Origin of the sequence: Citrobacter sp. MNAZ 1397, from assembly GCF_023613995.1 — a bacterium.
Classification (GTDB): domain Bacteria; phylum Pseudomonadota; class Gammaproteobacteria; order Enterobacterales; family Enterobacteriaceae; genus Phytobacter; species Phytobacter ursingii.
On sequence record NZ_JAKIVH010000006.1, the window covers coordinates 17,002 to 33,984 of the forward strand.

Below are 16,983 nucleotides of genomic sequence, written 5' to 3' on the forward strand. Positions count from 1 at the left end.
GGCAGAAATCATTCGGGGAAATTTAAGAGGACGTATCATGGAACTGTATCTGGACACCGCCAATGTGAAAGAAGTTGAACGGCTGGCGCGTATCTACCCCCTCGCGGGCGTGACCACTAACCCGAGCATTATTGCTGCGGGTAAGGAATCCATCTGGGATGTGTTACCGCGCCTGCAAAAGGCTGTTGGCCCGGAGGGCATTCTGTTCGCCCAGACCATGAGCCGGGACGCCCAGGGAATGGTGGAAGAAGCCAGACGCCTGAGCAATGCCGTACCCGGCATCGTTGTCAAAATCCCGGTAACTTCCGAAGGCCTCGCCGCGATTAAGCTTCTGAAAAAAGAAGGCATCCCGACACTTGGCACTGCTGTTTACAGTGCAGCGCAAGGTCTGCTTGCCGCGCTGGCTGGCGCGAAATATGTGGCGCCTTACGTGAACCGTGTCGATGCCCAGGGCGGAGATGGTATCCGCACCGTACAGGAACTGCAAAGCCTGCTCGAACAACATGCCCCGGGAAGTAAAGTACTGGCAGCCAGCTTCAAAACTCCGCGCCAGGCGCTCGATTGCCTGCTGGCAGGTTGTGAAGCGATCACGCTTCCCCTGGATGTAGCGCAACAAATGCTCAATACACCTGCGGTAGAGTCGGCAATAGAGAAGTTTGAGCAGGACTGGAGTAACGCATTTGGCAATCTAAACCTGTAACCCGGCGCCAGGGTCACGGTACGTGGCCCGCATCGCCAGAATGGAGGAAATGTATGGACCGCATTATTCAATCCCCAGGTAAGTATATTCAGGGTGCAGACGTTATCACCCGTCTCGGTGAGTATCTCAAACCGCTGGCAGCAAGCTGGTTGGTTGTGGGGGACAAATTTGTCTTAGGTTTCGCCCAGGAGACGCTGCAAAAAAGTCTGGCAGATGCCGGACTTGCCTGCGAAGTGGTGCCTTTCGGCGGCGAATGCTCCCAAAATGAGATCGACCGTCTGCGTACCATCGCGGAAAAAGCAAAATGCGGCGCGGTGCTCGGTATCGGCGGCGGTAAAACGCTGGATACGGCAAAAGCGCTGGCCCACTTTATGGGCATACCTGTCGCTATCGCGCCAACTATCGCTTCCACAGACGCACCCTGTAGCGCGCTCTCGGTTATCTATACCGACGAAGGCGAGTTTGATCGTTACCTGATGCTGCCCAATAACCCGGATCGCGTCATTGTCGACACCAAAATCGTAGCCGGCGCACCGGCGCGTTTACTGGCTGCCGGTATCGGTGATGCGCTGGCAACGTGGTTTGAAGCCCGAGCCTGTTCGCGCAGCGGCGCCACCACCATGGCAGGCGGACAGTGCACTCAGGCAGCATTAGCGCTGGCAGAGCTTTGCTACAACACGCTGATCGCCGAAGGCGAAAAAGCGATGCTGGCGGCCGAGCAGCACGTGGTCACGCCAGCGCTGGAACGTGTTATTGAAGCCAATACCTATCTGAGCGGCGTGGGTTTTGAGAGCGGCGGTCTGGCTGCGGCACATGCTATCCACAACGGTCTGACGGCTATTCCCGATGCGCACCACTACTACCACGGCGAGAAAGTGGCATTTGGTACGCTGACGCAGCTGGTTCTGGAAAACGCGCCAGCGGAAGAAATTGAAACCGTCGCTGCGCTTTGCCACACCGTTGGGTTGCCTGTTACGCTGGCACAGCTGAATATTACGGACGACATCCCTGCCAAAATGCGTATCGTGGCAGAAGCAGCCTGTGCCGAAGGCGAAACCATCCATAACATGCCTGGCGGCGCGACGGCAGATCAGGTGTACGCCGCGCTCCTGGTCGCCGACCAGTACGGTCAACGCTTCCTCGAAGAGTGGGAATAATCCCTTCACACTCCCGGCATCGTCCGGGAGTGTTTCTTTATGTTCCTTTCAAGCCATATTGTCACTGCAATTTATGTGCTTTATAGTGCGTTTTTCCCCTTAGTGAACCCGCACCATGCAATCATCAGACAGAAGAATGAGCATCTATGCCATTCTGCAACAAGAAAAAAAGGTCGTGGTTAATGACCTGGCGGAGAAGTTTGGCGTTACCAAAATGACCATACGCCGTGATCTCTCGTTCTTCGAAAAGCAGGGCATTGTGAAAACCAGCTACGGCGGCGCGTATCTCACCAGCGGTGCCAGCGTGGAGCCCAGCTTCCAGCTTAAATCGGTACAAATGGTCGATGATAAGCACCTGATCGGGAAAAAAGCGGCTGATTTAGTGGAAGATGGCGACACCCTTATCATCGACTGCGGCACCACGGCGCTGGCCTTTGCCCAATGTATTTTCGACAAGAAAATCATGGTGATCACCAACTCGGTACCAGTCGTTAACGTGCTTAAGGGGCGCAGCAATATCAAGCTGATTGTCGCGCCGGGCGAATACGAAGACGACACGCAGGGTATGATCTCCTTTAGCACGGCCGATTTCTTCGGCACGCTTCATGCCGATAAAGTGTTCCTGAGTACCCAGGGTATCAATGAACAGGGCGAACTAACGGTCCCCAAAATGACGGATGCCCATGTGAAACGGGCGCTGGCACGTGCCGGGCGGCAAAAAATCCTGCTGGCCGACAAAAGCAAATTTGGCCAGACCTTCCTCGCCGGACATGGTCAACTAGGCGATTTCGATGTGGTGATCAGCCAAAGCGGCCTCTCTGCTGACGCATTATCCCTTCTCAACAGCCATACCGCAGAACTCATCCTGGCCGACACGGCCGAATAATCCTCAGCGCCCTACCCCGGGCGCTTGTGTTTTTTTGTGCCTTTAAATGTTCTATTTGGATTCTTTTGTGATTAAAAGAACATAATAGATCATTTTTAGATTGACAAAAACACACCTCAGGCATGAAATGCAGAAAACCATTTCACCAGTGAGGGAATTTATGAACGGATTGCTCAGCTTCAAACCGGCGAACCAGGATTGCGATTTTGCCAGGATTGCCAAAAAACAGGATCAGATGTTCCACCGCGTGGCGACGCTTTGCCCGGAACGCGCTGAGATCATCACCGAATCCTTTAAACATTCTGAAGGTAAACCGATTGTTATCCGCCGCGCGCTGGCGATGGCGGACATCCTGGAAAAAATGAGCATTTACATTGAGCCGGATATGCTCATTGTTGGTAACCAGGCCAGCGCTAACTTCGCCGCGCCGGTCTTTCCGGAATATTCATTCAACTGGGTGATTGAAGAGCTGGATCAATTTGATAAACGCTCAGGCGACAGCTTCCAGGTAAGCGAAGAGACGAAAGCACGTCTGCGTGTATTGCAGGATTACTGGCAGGGTAAAACCCATCAGGATGAAGTGCTGGCTAACCTGCCGCACATTAACCGCCTGGCGGAAAAACAAGGGGTACTGCACCGCGGCGGCATCAGTATGTCTGGCGATGGTCACATCATTCCTAACCATGACTTCGTACTGGAAGTGGGCTACGGCGGTATGCGTGATATCGCGAAACAGCACCTGGCGGAAGATACCGACCTGACCGACGAACAAAAAGATTTCTACCAGGCCGTGATCATCACCATGGAAGCGGCACTGAATTACTGTAAGCGCTTCTCCCTGCTTGCTAAAGAAGAGGCAGCGAAAACGACCGATGTAAAACGTCGCGACGAACTGCAGGCGATGAGCGAGATGTTTGCCCATCTGATGGAAAGCAAAGCGCGCAACTTCTGGGAAGCCGTAGAGACCGTTTACCTCACACACCTGCTGATGATGATCGAGAGTAACGGTCACTCGTTTTCTTTTGGTCGCTTCGATCAGTACGTCTGGCCGTTCTACGAAGCGGATATCAATTCTGGCAAAATCAGCAAAGAGAAGGCGCTGGAGATCCTGACCCACTTCTTCATCATGACCAACAGCCTGAACAAAGTGCGCCCCTGGGGCCATACCCAGTACAGCGGCGGCTACCCGCTCTATTCCAACCTGATGGTTGGCGGGATGAAGCCAGACGGCACTGACGGCACCAATGACCTCTCTTACCTGTCGCTGGAAGCCATGGCACTGACCGGCCTGCCGGAACCTAACCTGAGCGTACGCTTCTCCAAAGATACTCCGCACTCACTGATGCAAGACTCGGCAAAACTGATCCGTAAAGGCTTCGGCATGCCGTCTATTTTCTGTGACGAAGTGGTGATTCCGGCGATGATGACGCTGGGCCTGAGTGAAGAAGTCGCGCGCGAATATGCCTCGATGGGCTGCGTGGAAACCGCTATCCCGGGACGCTGGGGCCACCGTGCTACCGGTATGACCTACGTAAACTTCGGCAAAATCCTTGAACTGGTGATGAACAACGGCTGCGATCCGACAACCGGCGTTCAACTGGTGAATGTGAACGGCAAAGAAGGCCGCGACATTAACTACGCCTCTTATGATGAAGTCTGGGCGGCATGGAACCAGCTGCTGGCGTTCTACTCCGACCTGGCGGTGGATTGCGACCTGGTTTGCGACCGCGCGCTGAAATATCACGATGCTGACGCCTTCGCTTCCGCCACCATTAACTGCTGTCTGGAACGCGGTAAAACACTGAAAAATGGCGGCGCGGAGTATGACTTCGTTAGTTCCTCCAATATCGGGCCATCCGTGGTGGGCGACAGCCTGGCCGCAGTGAAGAAACTGGTCTTTGATGACAAGGTGCTGACGCTGAAACAACTGCGCGACGCCATGGACAGCAATTTTGACGGCATTGAAGGCGCTCGTGTACGTAAGCTTTGCCGTAACGCGCCGAAGTTCGGTAACGATATCGACTATGTGGATAACATCGTCGCTGATGTGTTCGAGTCCTATCTCAAACTATTGCCGAAATATAAAACGGATCGTTATGGCAAAGGACCAAAAGGCTGCGGCTACACCATGTCAACCTCCAACATCACCTCCTACGTGCCAAATGGTTTTGATGTGGGCGCAACGCCGGATGGCCGCCTGGCGACCATGCCGCTTAACGAAGGAGCGTCACCGTGCCTCGGCGCGGACAAAGAGGGTCCGACGGCGGTCATTAACTCCATCGCTAAACTACCTAACCAGAAAATTGCCGGTGGTCAGTTGCTGAACATGAAGTTCACCCCGAGCGCGCTGGAAGGCGAGGATAATCTGGAAAAATTCACCGCCTTTATGGAAGCCGGTCGTGCGAAAAATATTTTCCACAATCAGTTCAACATCATCGATTCAAACATCCTGCGGGCGGCAAAAGAACATCCGGAAGATTATCCGAACCTGATGGTGCGCGTCGCCGGTTATTGCGCCCTGTTCTCCACGCTGATGCCGGAAGCACAGGATGCGATCATCGCCCGAACTGAACTGTGCTGGTAAGTGTGAGGTGATATGAAAACTGGCCTGATTTCACGTATTCAGCGTTATTCCACCAAGGATGGTCCGGGGCTGCGCAGTACGGTGTTTATGCAGCAGTGCAACCTGCGCTGCCAGTGGTGCGCAAATCCTGAAACGCTCAGGTCAGGATTCAACGTCTTCTGGTTCAAGGAGAGGTGCCGCCAGTGCGGCACCTGCGTGCAGGCGGCGGCAAATAACGCCATCACCTTCGCCGACCCCGGCCAGGGCGTGGTCATTGACCGTAAACGCTGCACTAACCTGCTGGATATGGTTGATGCCTGCCCCTACGACGCCTATGAAAAGGTTGGCAAGGAGATGACCTCGCAGGCGCTGGCAGATCTGCTGCTGCGGGATAAAACCTTTTACGACGAAAGCGGCGGTGGCGTCACCTTCTCCGGCGGCGAGCCCGCCCTGCAGGCAGAGTTTGTTACCGAAACCGCACACATTCTCAGCGCAGCGGGTGTTCATCTTTGTCTCGACACCGCGGGTAATATACGTCGCGACAAACTGTTGCCGCTGGTCGATGCGGTGGACATGGTCTCCTACGATTTCAAAGCATTCGATCCGGAAATCCATCTCACCTGTACCGGAGTAGATAACCGACTGATCCTTGAAAATGCCAAAACGATCGCGGCAACGGGTAAGCCGATCCTGGCACGGATGGTGATCGTGCCGACACGCAACGATCAGCCGGAAGATATTCGTAAACGGCTTGAGTTTATTCGCAGCCTGGGCAGTGCCGTACAGCAGGTCGATATTCTCGAATATCACATCTACGGTATCGGTAAATACGAAAAACTCGGCATGCCCTATTTGCTTAACGGGATTCCCCCCGTACAGCGTGAAATGACCGAGCAGATTAAACAGTACGCCGAAGATATTGGCTTAAAAGCCACCATCGGCGGTTAAGGAAAAAAGATGCTGAATTTTATTATTACCCAGTCATACGAAGAGATGAGCGCGCTTGCAGCCCGGCGCGTAGCTAAAGCGCTTGCCCGCAAACCCGATTTAGTGATGGCGCTCCCTACAGGCGGTACGCCGGTTGGGCTGCTGACAGAGATGAGCCGCATGGCGCAGGAAAAAGAGGCGGATTTCTCCCGTGCTTTTTCATTCAATATTGACGAATACATCCCGCTGAAAAAAGACGATCCCCAGAGCTACTACTGGTTTCTTGATCACCACTTCTATCAGCATGCCAATGTGCCGCCGGAGAACCGTTTCGTTCCCGACGTGCTGGCAAAAGACCTGAATGAAGAATGCGCCCGCTATGAACGTGCGATTGTCGATCATGGCGATTTTGATATGACCGTACTCGGCATTGGTCACGACGGGCATATTGGCTTTAATGAACCGCAGGCTACCCATAGCCCGGTTTGCCATGTCATCAATCTAAACGAAGAGACTATCGAGGCAAACGCGCGTTTCTTTTCGCGCCAGGAAGACGTGCCGCGTCAGGCTATCACCCTCGGCATGGGCACCATACTGAAAAGTAAAGAAATTGTACTGATCGCCAACGGTAAATCCAAAGCCCAGGTCATGAAGCGACTGCACGATTGCACAGCTATCGACCCGATGTTTCCGGCCTCTTTCCTGCTGCTGCATCCGAATGTAACCGTCATGTGCGACAACGAAGCAGCATCGCTGATTTCGTCATTGAGGTGAGCGTATGATCATCCAAAGTGAACGTGTCTGGCTCTCCGGCGGGTTTTATCCGGCGAACATCACCGTAGAAGAGGGACGAATCAGTAACATTGCCATCGGGCTGACGCACCATGCCGCCCATGATTTCGGCTCGCGTCGTATTATCCCTGGCCTGATTGACAGCCATGCTCACGGTGGATGGAATTACGACACCAATGAAAACGATCCGGAAGGCCTGCGCCGCTGGGCGGTAAATCTTCCGGCAGAAGGGGTCACGGCATTTTGTCCGACCACCGTGACGGATGAAGACGCCACGCTGCTGGCGGCGCTGGAAAATATCTCCCGTGTAATGGATGAAGGCAACGCGGGCGCGGAGATCCTCGGCATCCATTTTGAAGGCCCGTTCCTGTGCCAGAAATACCGCGGCGCACAGCCGGAAAAACAGATCCGTCCGGCGAACATCGCGCAGTTTCAGGGTTTTGAGAAGGCCGCAAACAATCGCATCATCGCCATTACTCTGGCGCCAGAAGAGGATGCCGATCTTGCCCTCACCCGTTACTGCACGCAACGGGGGATTGCCGTCAATATGGGTCATTCAGACGCCACGTTTGAACAGGCGCTGGAGGCCGTCGCTAACGGCGCAAAAAACGTTACCCATGTTTACAACGGCATGGCGAAATATGTAAACCGCGAACCGGGCCTGCTCGGCGCAGCCTTTCGCCTGGATGGGCTGTACGGCGAAGTCATCGCCGATGGCATTTTCGTGGGTCTGGTGTCGGCATCGCACCTCTATCGCCTGAAAAATGATGACTACGTCATCATGATCAGCGACTCGATGAAAGCCAAAGGCTGCCCGCCAGGCCGCTATATGTTCGGCGGCGAACCCATGATTCTGGGTGAAGATGGCGCAACACGACGCGAAGATGGTGTCCTGGTTGGCAGCACGCTGCAACTTAATCGCGGCTTATACAATATGGTAGAAAGAGCGATGGTGCCGTTTGGCGCGGCATTGAAATCCTGCACGATTAACCCGGCGCGCCTGCTGGGGCTGGACGGACACAAAGGCAAGCTTCAACGCGGTTATGACGCAGATATTGTGGTGCTGGAGGATAATTATGATGTGCACACCACGTTCTGCGGTGGCGAGGTGGCATACAGCATTGCCGGATGATGCGATCACCCGGCGTTTTCCGCTGGCTTATACTGCCGGGCGTACGCCCAGTGTGTGGCAGATGGCGTAGCTCATTTCCGCACGGTTCAGGGTATAGAAATGGAAGTCTTTAACCCCTTCACGGCTGAGAATTTTTACCATGTCCATGGCGATGCTGGCGCCCACCAGTTTGCGGGTTTCGGCATCGTCATCCAGCCCTTCAAACATTTGTGACATCCACGCCGGAATACGCACGTTGGTCATGTCGGCAAATTTCTTTGCCTGTTTAAAGTTGGTGACCGGCAGGATCCCCGGGATGATTTCAACATCTATGCCCGTTGACGCACAGCGGTCACGGAAACGTAAATAGCTCTCTACGTCGAAGAAAAACTGGGTAATTGCGCGATTAGCGCCCGCATCCACTTTGCGCTTCAGGTTGAGCAAGTCGGCCTGCGCGCTTTTTGCTTCCGGATGCACTTCCGGATAAGCGGCAACGGAGATATCAAAATCCGCCACCTCTTTAAGCAACGTCACCAGGTCGGCAGCGTACATATCCGGCTTACCGCTTCCCGGCGGCAGATCGCCACGCAGCGCCACGATATGGCGAATACCGTTGTCCCAGTAATCTTTGGCGATAGCACGCAGTTCATCACGGGTTGCATCGATACAGGTTAAATGCGGCACCGCCTCAAGACCGGTACGATCTTTAATGCCTTTAATGATGCTATGGGTGCGGTCGCGCTCGCCGGAGTTGGCGCCGTAGGTGACGGAGACAAATTTCGGCTTGAGGCTACTCAGACGATCAATAGAGTTCCACAAGGTCTGTTCCATTTCACTGGTGCGCGGCGGAAAAAATTCAAATGAAACATTAATCTGACCGTGCACTTCAGCCAGGCTCTGATTCAGGGCTTCCCGCTGGTTGGCGTGAAAAAAGCTCATACCTTACCTCATCAATCGCGTGTTGTTATTTGTTGCGCTACGAACATCTATCCGTTTAGACGTCCAGATGTAAAAATGACGGAAAAGCCGACGCACGTCAACTGGAAAATCATCATACTGCGTGAGGAATGTTCAGCGAAGATGAAAAAGGTTCAGGATACGGAGGGGATTAGTGCAGCCTGATGCCCTCTCCCACGGGAGAGGGCGAAAAGAGACGACTACAGCAGTTGTGCCAGACGATTGATATCCGATTGAATCGCTCCGGCGGTCACATCGCGGCCGGCTCCCGGCCCACGGATCACCAGCGGGTTATCGCGATACCAGCGACTTTCGATGGCAAACACATTATCGCAAGGCAGTAGCGCCGCCAGAGGGTGTTCCGGACGCACCGCTTCCACACCCACACGCGCTTTGCCGTTGGCATCGAAACGCGCCACATAACGCAGCACCAGCCCCATCTCGCGAGCAGCCTCCAGACGCTGTGTCATCTGCTCATTGAGCTCATCGCCGTTTTCAAAGAAATGGTCGATAGACTCCTCTTCACAGCTCGTCGGTACCAGGGACTCCACGCGCACCTGGTCGGGTTCGATGTCATAACCCGCCTCGCGCGCCAGAATGACCAGCTTACGCATCACGTCTTTACCGGAAAGATCAACGCGCGGGTCCGGCTCGGTCAGCCCCTGCTGCCAGGCCTGATCGACCAAATCAGTAAACGGCACGGTGCCGTCAAATTGCAGGAACAACCAGGAGAGCGTACCGGAGAAGATACCGCTGATGGCCAGAATACTATCGCCACTATCGATAAGATCGCGAACCGTATGGTTTACCGGCAACCCGGCTCCGACGGTGGCGTTATACAGCCAGCGACGCCCGGTTTTTTCAAACGCGTCGTGGATCTGACGGTATTTGTCACTACTGCTGGCACCTGCCAGTTTATTCGCGCTGATCACGTGAAAGCCGTGACTGGCAAAATCCAGATACTGGTCGGCAAGTTGCGGGCTTGCCGTGACATCCAGCACAACAAGATCATCGTACGGGTGCGCGCGCATCCACAGGAATAGCGCCTCTTCATCCTGCTCGACCGCCTCATCATTGAAGAAGGCCAGCGCCCGGCTGGCGTCGAGCCCCTCGTAATTCAATAAACTACGGCGGCTATCCACCACGCCTGCAAGAACAAATTCGAACCCGGTACGGGCAGACAATGCGCTCTGTTCGCGGGCAAACAGCTCGAGCCAGCGAGACCCGATATTGCCTTTACCAAACAACATCAGGCCAATGCGTTTTTCCGCGCGGAACAGTGACTGGTGCAGCCCCTGAATCAGGCTTTCCGTTGGCCCTACGCGCAGCACTGCGACAAGACTGATACCTTCATCTGACTGCCAGACGAATTCCACGGCCTGGCCTTTCAACTGCTGCCAGAAACGGTGGCTATGCAGCGGATTACGGCAAACGCCAGCCCCGACCATTGCCACCAGAGCCAGCCCCTGACGCAAACGCAGTTCGCCCGGCAGACCGGCTTCGTCGAGCAGTTTAAAGACGCTATCCACCACTTCCGAGGTGTAGCAGAGCTGCAGAAGATTACGGTCCGCGTGAGCGCCTGTCGCCAGCGGACGAACCTGAGCGCGCTTAAGGATCACATCAATATCACGTTGCGCCAGTTTGAAATCTTGCCCGGCAGGCACCTGAAATTCGATCAGACAAACATCATCATGGCTTGTGACGATACGGGCGCCCGTGCCGGATGCCAGTACGCGCTCAATACGCGTGGAACCCTGCTCCGGGTTGTAGCTACAACGCAACTGCAAATCGATATTGCTGCCGGAAACCGGCTGCAAGGTTCGGGCGTGAAGTACCGGCGCCGCCAGACGTGCCAGCTCGCTGGCTTCATCCAGACGCAGCAACGGCAGCAGACAGGCATCTTTCACTTTACGCGGGTCGGCGCTGTATACGCCGGCCACGTCGCTCCAGATCGTCACGCGGGTAACCCCGGCTAATGCGCCAATTTGCGTTGCCGAATAGTCAGAACCATTGCGCCCCAGCAGCACGGTTTCGCCCGCCTCGTTGCGGCTGATAAAGCCCGTCACAACGATACGTTTGTCTGGATGCTGCGCCAGCAATTGCTGGAACAGCGGCCAGGAAGTGCCTTCGTTGACCTGCGGCTGAGCCGCACGTTCCGCGCGCAGAAACTCTCGCGCATCAAGCCATGCTGAGGCCTGCCCTTGCTGGTTTAGTACGGCAGACATCAGACGCGCAGACCACACTTCCCCATGCCCCACCACTTCGGCATAGATCGCATCGGTAATGCCGGCATCAAGCAACCCGGCCAGCCGCTCAAGGTCACGAATAAACTCACTAATCAGACCGTCAGCCACATCAGCTGGTAACAGCCCGGCAATCAGCTCACTTTGATAACGACGTAACGACTGCTGAACCTGATGCGCAGAGAGACGATCGGTCTGGCTCAATTTGAGCCAGCTAATCAACTGGTTAGTGGTACTGCCGGCTGCCGAAACGACCATTAAATCGCCCGGTTGCGAATATTCCGCCATGATCCCCGCGACGCGCAGGTAACATTTCACATCAGCCAGACTGCTCCCACCAAACTTATGCAGTTGACGAACCTTCGCCCCTGCCTGCGCATTCACACTCATGTTTATCCCTCAGCTGCGACCCGGAAGCCATTTTCCAGGTCGGCAATCAAATCTTCACCATCTTCAATGCCGGTTGAGATACGCAGTAACGTCTCTGAAATCCCGGCAGCGGCACGTGCTTCCGGCGCCATGCCCGCGTGTGTCATCGTGGCAGCGTGGGAGATTAAGCTTTCAACCCCACCTAACGATTCCGCCAGCGTAAATAATGACAAACCGCTTAAGAAGCGACGCAGTGTTTGCTCATCGCCATCCAGTTCGAAACTCAACATTGCGCCAAAGCCTTTCTGCTGACGTGCGGCAATCTCATGCCCCTGATTTTCCGGCAGCGACGGGTGATAAAGTTTTTTCACCAGCGGCTGCTTTTTCAGAAACTCAACGATTGCCTGGGCGTTACGCTGCGCCACTTCCATACGTGGAGACAGGGTGCGCAGGCCACGCAACAGCAGATAGCTGTCGAAGGCGCTACCGGTGACGCCGATATTATTCGCCCACCATGCCAGTTCTGTGACGGTATCCGGGTCTTTGGCAATCACCACGCCCGCAACAACGTCCGAGTGGCCATTCAGGTATTTAGTACATGAATGCAATACCAAATCTGCGCCTAACGCCAGCGGGTTTTGCAACGCCGGGCTCAGGAAGGTGTTATCTACCACGCTGACCGCACCGACCTCGCGCGCGAGTTGGCAGATTTTCGCAATATCCACGACGCGCAACAATGGGTTGCTCGGACTTTCCACCAGCACCAGCTTTGGTTTTTGCGCCAGTGCCGCTTTTAATGCCTGCTCATCATTCTGATCGACAAACAAAACTTTATAGCAGCCGCGTTTTGCCAGACTGTCGAAAAGACGATAACTGCCGCCATAGCAATCATGCGGCGCAACCAGCAGATCGCCCGGTTTCAGAAAAACCGTGGTCACCAGATGAATCGCCGACATACCAGTGTTGGTCATCACGGCACCCGCACCACCCTCCAGCTCTGCCAGCGCACGCTGCACGACATCGCGTGTCGGATTACCACGGCGTGAATAGTCATGGGCTCGTGGCTCATTAAAACCGGTGAAATTATAGGTGCTGGAGAGATGAATTGGCGGAACAACGCAACCGTATTGCTCGTCATCGTTCAATCCGCTACGCACTGCGATGGTGGCCTGTTTACGCGTCATGGTGAAGGCTTCCTGGCTTAATGGATGAAAAGTCAGGCACCAGAGTAAACATAAGAATAATAGACGTCAATACATCTGGACATCTAAACTTCTTTGCGTATAGATTGAGCAAAATCGCAATAGCCGTTAAAATTATATGCTTTAGTGAAGTGGCGCAGAGCGATACACCGTGTCACGGTACTGACTCTACGGTAAACTACGCGAGATTATGGTCCGGGCGCTGCATTGATCAGGTTCTGACCTTTTATTAATGACTGAGAGGATTAAAGGTATCTCATGGCTGAATGGAGCGGCGAATATATCAGCCCGTACGCTGAGCACGGTAAGAAGAGTGAACAGGTAAAAAAAATTACGGTTTCCATTCCTCTGAAGGTGTTAAAAATCCTCACCGATGAGCGCACCCGTCGTCAGGTTAACAACCTGCGTCATGCCACCAACAGCGAACTGCTGTGTGAGGCATTCCTGCATGCGTTTACCGGCCAACCGTTGCCCAACGATGAAGACCTGCGGAAAGAGCGCAGCGACGAAATCCCGGAAGAGGCAAAAGTGATTATGCGCGAATTGGGTATCGACCCCGATACGTGGGAGTACTGATTTAAAAAGGCGGCTCATGGATTGAATCGCCTTTTTTGTCTCGAACAAGGATGTAAATCATGACAAAGAAGTTTGTCTTCTTGCTGCTCACGGTGATGGTTTTCCCGGTTCTGGCTTATGAACCGCAGACGGGCGATATCATCTTTCAGATGTCTCGCTCGTCACAAAGTAAAGCTATCCAGCAAGCCACTCATTCGCGCTTTAGCCACACTGGCATGATCGTGCTGCGTAACAATGTCCCCTATGTTTTTGAAGCCATCGGCCCGGTGGTCTATACGCCACTGCAAAAATTCATCAACCGTGGGGAAAAAGGGCACTACATCATCCGCCGCGTGAAAGGTGGGCTTTCCATTTCACAGCAGCAAAAACTGGTGCAGACGGCAACGCGCTATCTCGGCAAACCCTATGACCTGGCATTTTCATGGACCGATGAGCGCCAGTATTGCTCAGAAGTGGTGTGGAAGGTGTATGACCGTGCGCTGGGGATACAGCCGGGTAAGCTGCAGAAACTTAAAGAGTTCGATCTGAACTCCCCGGTCGTGCGCGCCAAACTCAACGAGCGTTACGGGCGTAATATCCCGCTGAACGAAACAGTGATCTCGCCACAAGCGTTATTTGACGCCCCGCAACTGGAAACCGTCGCAAAAAAATGGACGGCCAAGGGGCTGTAAAGCGCAGGGGGGACGTTGGATACGTCGCTTACGTTAACGGCGGGAAGCGTTATACACGCAGTGGATAACCACAGAGCATGCCTGAATGTGCACTGCTATCCCCAGTAATGGAGCAGAGATAAACAAAAAAGGCAGAAGAAATCTTCTGCCTTTTTGTTGGACTGTCTGTTGCGCTGGCTCAATCAGAAGCGGGTCACTTCGGGGTGAACTTCTGACAGAGAAATAAAATAAGACACAACGACATTTTTCAGTGCATTTAGCATAGTCATATCCTTTCACGCGTTGTTAATGATGTCTTTCGCTGTGAAAAGTCTATGCCTCTTCCATGTCGCCAGCAATATTTTTGTGACTTTCATCACAAAAATTTCACTCAAATGAGCGCCTACACGGCTGACGCGTGAGATTGCGCTTCACGTGCCTTCTGCCGGTTGGTGTAGCCAATATCATTATTGCCCCACAGTTTTTCGTAAGGCATACCCGCCAGCATTTCTACCGTCTTACGCGCCTGCGGCGTAATGGATTCCGGCGTCAGGCGGCCCGCACTACGCATTTTTGCCGTCTCTTCACGCAGAACGCTGTGCGTGGACAAGTTCAGACGAAAGCGCAACGACACCAGGAAACCGATCGACAGCACCAGCACGGTGCCAATACTCAGAATCATCAGGATGGTATGGCTCACTCCCGGCACCTGTGTGCTCTGCCCGGAAATAAAACCGGACATTTGCATCACAATGCCCACCAGCATTACTGCGCCAGCCTGAGAGGCCTTACGCGTTAGGGTCATGATACCGGCAAAAATACCCTCGCGACGCTGACCCGTCACCACCTCGTCCACATCGGCAATATAGGTATAGATGTTCCACGGAATATAGTTAATGCCGCCACGCCCTAACCCGGCAATACCCGAAATAAATAATAGCAGCGACATATTATCGCTCTGTCCAGCCAGCGACAGCAGGGCGAAGGAAACCGCAGCCAGACCAAACAGCACCACGACAATACGGTAAGACGGCGCAGCGCCGAAACGAATACAGAGCGGGATCATCCCCATAACCGCGATAAACTGCAGAATCGCCATGGTTCCCATCAGACTGGAGGCCAGCGTCGGACTCTGCATCAACACAAACACCACATAGTAGGTGAAGACCGCGTTGAAGACGTCCTGTGCAATATATCCGCCAAGGTACATCCCCAGATGCTGACGAAAAATACGGATACGGAAGGTGGAACTCAATTCAATGATCAGACGGCCCAGGCTTTGTCCCAGGGTCAGTTTTGGTTTTACGGCTTCCGCTTGTTCATCCCGTGGGCGCTCCCAGGTGAAGATCCACACCAGCGTCAATACTATCGCGCAGATCACGGCAAAGACGATGCTGGCATAGAAGAAAGAAACAGCATTGTCTTTACCGAAATGACTCAACAGGATACCGGGCAGGAAAGCAGCCAGAATGGCGGAAAGCTGTGCCAGCGCGATACGCGCGCCGGAAAACTTGGTTTTCTGTTTGAAATCATCGGTCATCTCCGGCACCAGCGTCTCATAAGGCACCAGAATCATGGTGTACACCACGTCAAACAGCAGGTACGTGAATAAGTAGTACCAGTAGTTCATGTGGCCGACCCACATCAGCGTATAGGAAAATACGCACGGGATGCCAAGCAGAATGAAGAACTTACGGCGACCAAATCGTTTACCGAGCCAGGTATTGCCAAAATTGTCGGTCAGATAACCCATCAGTGGGCTGACTACGGCATCCAGTACCCTGGCCATGGCGAAAATAAATGTCGCCTCAATCGGCGTCAAGCCGCAGAAGGTCGTATAAAAATAAAGTAACCATGCGGCAGTCAGTGCTGTTGTACCCGCTCCCAGAAAATCTCCGGAGCCGTACGCCAGATAATTCACTAAACCCGGTTTGCGTGTAGACATTGTTTTACCCAATCCTTAGCGAAATATAAAATCTCGACTTAAAAATTGCGAGCGGACACGGCGGCAATATATATTGCCGCCGCATTATTCAGACACAGAAAGAGAGGTAACTAGAAGTTATAACCAATACCAACGCGATAACGCGTCTGGCGATCATCAGTAATCGCTGTTTTATAACCCGAAGACACGTTACCTACTTCAACAAATGGCACCCAATTACCTGCTTTATACGCAACACGGAAATTATATTCGTAATCTTGTTTAGTGTTGTTATAAATATTCTCATTTTCGGCAAATTTATAAATACCGTTAAGCTCAAACATCCAGTTACCGGTGTTATAACCAATCCACGCTTCCGGACGATCAATACGGCGGTCATCACGGCCCTGCGCGTTACGGCGGGTGTACTCGAAGCGATAGCGGAAGGCTGTCCACCAATTTTCGTTGATATTGTACTGAACACGCACGAATGGCTTGTAAATTGTCTGATTTTCATCCGTTTCAATGGCAATACCAGGAAGCCATATCAGGTTGCTCCAGGTAAACTGGTAGTTGGCAGTATACTCAATCCCGTTCGTTTCCATATTATTCAGCGGTTTTTTAGCATCCGCATCATCAGAACGGGAAATACCTTCTAACGCTACCCCAAAACCGCTGGCAAATCGTTGGGAAATATAAACACGATCATAGTTACGTCCATCATCATAATATTCATGACGATAGTCTACGTAACCCGCATGGGCTGTTCCTGCCAGTACCGGCAGTAATAACAACGCATATTTCAACTTCATGGAAATTCCTCTTTGACGTAAATTTCAATAAAAGAAAAGCGTGTAGCTATGGATTCGCAGGCCAGCGTAACGAGTGAAAGACAGCTACAAATTAAAAATGTCTTAATAACGTGA

Annotated in this window: 14 protein-coding genes; 9 read left to right on the top strand and 5 right to left on the bottom strand. The window is 53.3% G+C overall.

Features of this window, described 5'->3' with window-relative positions; all coding sequences use genetic code 11:
* Positions 1–37: 37 nt before the first annotated feature.
* From fsa to nagA, 7 genes are all read left to right on the top strand, one after another.
* Positions 38–700, top strand: coding sequence for a fructose-6-phosphate aldolase (gene fsa / locus L2097_RS22420; RefSeq protein ID WP_047372341.1), 663 nt, complete (start codon positions 38–40; stop codon positions 698–700).
* A 53-nt stretch (positions 701–753) separates the two neighbouring features.
* The gene (gene gldA / locus L2097_RS22425) at positions 754–1,857 is read left to right on the top strand and encodes a bifunctional L-1,2-propanediol dehydrogenase/glycerol dehydrogenase (RefSeq protein WP_250353710.1); all 1,104 of its coding nucleotides are present in this window, start codon (positions 754–756) and stop codon (positions 1,855–1,857) included.
* A 136-nt stretch (positions 1,858–1,993) separates the two neighbouring features.
* Positions 1,994–2,743 (top strand): DeoR/GlpR family DNA-binding transcription regulator, encoded by a 750-nt coding sequence (locus L2097_RS22430; RefSeq protein ID WP_250353711.1) that lies wholly within the window; start codon positions 1,994–1,996, stop codon positions 2,741–2,743.
* Between the two features lie 160 nt (positions 2,744–2,903).
* Entirely contained in the window at positions 2,904–5,327 is a 2,424-nt protein-coding gene (locus L2097_RS22435; protein WP_250353712.1) for a glycyl radical protein, read from the top strand.
* A gap of 12 nt (positions 5,328–5,339) precedes the next feature.
* Positions 5,340–6,254 carry a glycyl-radical enzyme activating protein gene (locus tag L2097_RS22440; RefSeq protein ID WP_085006093.1) on the top strand — a complete coding sequence of 305 codons (915 nt, stop codon included), beginning with the start codon at positions 5,340–5,342 and terminating at the stop codon, positions 6,252–6,254.
* Between the two features lie 9 nt (positions 6,255–6,263).
* A complete protein-coding gene (gene nagB / locus L2097_RS22445) occupies positions 6,264–7,007 on the top strand; it encodes a glucosamine-6-phosphate deaminase (RefSeq protein WP_250353713.1) in 744 nt (247 codons plus the stop codon).
* Positions 7,008–7,011: 4 nt separating this feature from the next.
* Positions 7,012–8,157, top strand: coding sequence for an N-acetylglucosamine-6-phosphate deacetylase (nagA, locus tag L2097_RS22450; protein ID WP_250353714.1), 1,146 nt, complete (start codon positions 7,012–7,014; stop codon positions 8,155–8,157).
* A gap of 27 nt (positions 8,158–8,184) precedes the next feature.
* Here the strand turns inward: nagA and metF are convergent, their stop codons facing one another.
* The 3 genes from metF to metB form a co-directional block, all read right to left on the bottom strand.
* On the bottom strand, positions 8,185–9,075 hold the full coding sequence (gene metF, locus L2097_RS22455) for a methylenetetrahydrofolate reductase (protein ID WP_047372348.1): 891 nt from the start codon (positions 9,073–9,075) through the stop codon (positions 8,185–8,187).
* A 218-nt stretch (positions 9,076–9,293) separates the two neighbouring features.
* Positions 9,294–11,726: a bifunctional aspartate kinase/homoserine dehydrogenase II gene (locus tag L2097_RS22460; RefSeq protein WP_085006097.1), complete on the bottom strand. Its 2,433-nt coding sequence runs from the start codon at positions 11,724–11,726 to the stop codon at positions 9,294–9,296.
* Positions 11,727–11,728: 2 nt separating this feature from the next.
* A complete protein-coding gene (gene metB, locus L2097_RS22465) occupies positions 11,729–12,889 on the bottom strand; it encodes a cystathionine gamma-synthase (RefSeq protein WP_047372350.1) in 1,161 nt (386 codons plus the stop codon).
* A gap of 276 nt (positions 12,890–13,165) precedes the next feature.
* Here metB and metJ point away from each other — a divergent pair, with 276 nt between their 5' ends.
* Both metJ and L2097_RS22475 read left to right on the top strand, forming a co-directional pair.
* Entirely contained in the window at positions 13,166–13,483 is a 318-nt protein-coding gene (gene metJ / locus L2097_RS22470) for a met regulon transcriptional regulator MetJ (RefSeq protein WP_007369220.1), read from the top strand.
* A 59-nt stretch (positions 13,484–13,542) separates the two neighbouring features.
* Entirely contained in the window at positions 13,543–14,154 is a 612-nt protein-coding gene (locus tag L2097_RS22475; RefSeq protein ID WP_250353715.1) for a YiiX family permuted papain-like enzyme, read from the top strand.
* A 382-nt stretch (positions 14,155–14,536) separates the two neighbouring features.
* Here L2097_RS22475 and L2097_RS22480 read toward each other — a convergent pair whose 3' ends face one another.
* Together L2097_RS22480 and L2097_RS22485 are read right to left on the bottom strand one after the other, a co-directional pair.
* On the bottom strand, positions 14,537–16,078 hold the full coding sequence (locus L2097_RS22480; RefSeq protein ID WP_085006099.1) for an MFS transporter: 1,542 nt from the start codon (positions 16,076–16,078) through the stop codon (positions 14,537–14,539).
* A gap of 110 nt (positions 16,079–16,188) precedes the next feature.
* Entirely contained in the window at positions 16,189–16,869 is a 681-nt protein-coding gene (locus L2097_RS22485; RefSeq protein WP_047372353.1) for an oligogalacturonate-specific porin KdgM family protein, read from the bottom strand.
* Positions 16,870–16,983 lie beyond the last annotated feature (114 nt).